Source organism: Paracoccus marinaquae (assembly GCF_018860165.1).
GTDB classification, from domain to species: domain Bacteria; phylum Pseudomonadota; class Alphaproteobacteria; order Rhodobacterales; family Rhodobacteraceae; genus Paracoccus; species Paracoccus marinaquae.
On the sequence record NZ_JAHKNG010000135.1, the window covers coordinates 1 to 748 of the forward strand.

At 63.2% G+C, this 748-nt stretch carries 2 protein-coding genes; both read right to left on the minus strand.

Translation table 11 applies throughout. The annotated features are described in order from the left end of the window. Window positions 1-230 (minus strand): IS66 family insertion sequence element accessory protein TnpB (gene tnpB / locus KNW02_RS20665; protein ID WP_216035050.1); only part of this gene is annotated, 230 nt, incomplete at its 3' end. Further along, complete coding sequence (tnpA, locus tag KNW02_RS20670; RefSeq protein ID WP_252734173.1) at window positions 230-664, minus strand: IS66-like element accessory protein TnpA; 435 nt, start codon at window positions 662-664, stop codon at window positions 230-232. The genes tnpA and tnpB, both read right to left, overlap by 1 nt. Window positions 665-748: the final 84 nt, after the last annotated feature.

Genomic DNA, 748 nt, shown 5'->3' on the forward strand with positions numbered 1-748 from the left:
ACGAATTTGCCGCCTTCCAGCCGCTTGTGAACCAGCACCATGCCGGTCTGATCCCAGAGCAGCAGCTTGATCCTGTCCGCCCGCTTTGCGCGGAACACGAAAGCCGCCCCGCAGAACGGGTCCATCCCGAACATCTCCTGCACCGCCAGTGCCAAGCCATCGATACCCTTGCGGAAGTCTACCGGCCGGGTCGCCACGAAGACCTTCACCGAACCGCCATGGCCGAACATCACGATGCCGCAGCCCGTGCCGCCCGGATTGCCCGGGTCAGCTGCCCCTCATCGGCACCAGAACCCGCCCGGATCACGACATCACCGACAAGGATCTCGAGATCGCAACTTGTGACAACCGCCGACGCCGCAGCCGCCCTGTCATCGACCACCAGTTCCGCGAAGAACGGCAAAGCCGCCAAGTTCTCGGGCAACATCAGGTTGCCTTTGCGTATCTGCTTGCGCCAATCGTAGATTTGCCAGCGGGTCGTGCCGTGCTTGCGCGCAACTTCGGTGACCGTCACCCCGGGCATCATGCTTTCTGCCGCGATACGCGCCCGCTCTGCCTTCGTGCGCCGACGACGACCGCTCGGCCCCTCGATCACCTCCAGCCGGGAAACCCCAACCCCCATAGAGCCGCCCAATTGGACGCCCATTTTGCCGTCTACTTCCAAAATCCAAACCCTCCGTCACGCCCATGCGCGCAGAATGGCCGGATCAAGTCGCAAATGGCAGGAGGGGGTCGGCGTAGCACTTAC